At 64.4% G+C, this 1,543-nt stretch carries 1 protein-coding gene and 1 pseudogene; both read left to right on the top strand.

Annotation, left to right across the window (positions count from 1 at the left end):
- A partial coding sequence (locus JHD64_RS21035; protein ID WP_199055542.1) for a helix-turn-helix domain-containing protein occupies nucleotides 1–556 on the top strand: 556 nt, incomplete at its 5' end.
- Between the two features lie 284 nt (nucleotides 557–840).
- A pseudogene (locus tag JHD64_RS21030) lies at nucleotides 841–1,543 on the top strand (GntP family permease); the annotation flags it as partial.

The raw sequence follows: 1,543 nt of genomic DNA, 5'->3' as shown, positions 1-1,543 counted from the left end.
GGGCTCCAACCGCGTGCTGCGCGCGGATATCCGCATCATTGCCGCCACCTCGGCCCGGCTGGAAGAAAAAGTCAGCGCCGGCAGCTTCCGCGCCGATCTCTACTACCGGCTGAATGTGCTGACCATCCAGCTGCCGCCCTTGCGCGCCCATCTGCAGGATTTGCCCGTGCTGTGCGAATCGCTGCTGCTGCAACTGGCACAGCGCGGCCACATGGGGCGCTGCCAGCTGACCGCGGCGGCCCTGCAGCGGCTGGCCGCCTACCACTGGCCGGGCAATGTGCGCGAGCTGCGCAATATTCTGGAGCGGGCCAGCATGCTCAGCCAGGGCGGCATGCTGGACGAAGCCGACATCAGCAGCCTGCTCGGCCCCTTGCCTGCCGGGCAGCAGGATGGCGGCGACTATCAGCAGCACATGGCGCGTTTCGAGGCGCAATTGCTGCGGCAGGCACTGGCCAGCGCCGCCGGCCATGTGCCGACAGCCGCCCGCCAGCTGGGCATGGGCCGCGCCACCCTGTACAAGAAGCTGGCGGCGCTGGGCATCCGCACCACCCCCTGAGCGGCCGTCCGGCCTCGTCTCCAAACAGAGACGGCGTCCACCGGACGAGACAGCCAGCGCACACCCCGCCAACAGCGGCCCGGATAGGGGCCGCCAGCGCCATAGCGTCTCCAAACAGAGACAGCAAGCCCTCACCGCCAGCACAAATCACAGCAAGTGATTGATTTTATTCAGTCATCAATTCAGGCACGCTTCCTGCTGTTATCCCGTTCAGGGACCTGGCCATGCGTCAGGTCCACACAAGGGCCCCGCAGTGGGCCGCACAACAATAGAGGAGATGCACCATGAGTTTTATCGTGGTTTTGCTGGCACTGTTCTTCCTGATGCTGGCCGCCTACCGCGGCTATAGCGTCATCCTGATGGCCCCGCTGGCGGCACTGGGTGCCGTGCTGCTGACCGACCCCTCGGCCGTGGCGCCTGCCTTCAGCGGGCTGTTCATGGACAAGATGGTGGGCTTCGTCAAACTGTACTTTCCGGTATTCCTGCTCGGTTCGGTGTTTGGCAAGCTGGTGGAGCTGTCCGGCTTTTCCAAATCCATTGTCGCCGCCGTCATCCGCTTTATCGGCGAGAAACGCGCCATCGCCGTCATCGTCGCCGTGTGCGCGCTGCTGACTTATGGCGGGGTTTCGCTGTTTGTGGTGGTGTTCGCCGTCTATCCCTTTGCCGCCGAGATGTTCCGCCAGAGCAATATTCCCAAGCGGCTGATTCCCGGCACCGTGGCGCTGGGCGCCTTTTCCTTCACCATGGATGCGCTACCGGGTACCCCGCAGATCCAGAACATCATCCCCACGACCTTCTTCAAGACCACGGCCTGGGCCGCGCCGGCGCTGGGTGTGGTGGGCGCGCTGTTCATCACCATCGTCGGCCTCACTTATCTGGAATGGCGCCGCCGCAGCCTGATGGCCAAGGGCGAAGGCTATGGCACCGACTTGCGCAACGAGCCGGAACAGATCGACACCAGCAATCTGCCCTCGCCCTGGCTGGCCA

The organism is Aquitalea sp. ASV15, from assembly GCF_016429115.1.
Lineage (GTDB): Bacteria > Pseudomonadota > Gammaproteobacteria > Burkholderiales > Chromobacteriaceae > Aquitalea > Aquitalea magnusonii.
Note: the sequence above shows the minus strand (reverse complement) of the source record. Positions and strands in the feature narration are given on the sequence as shown.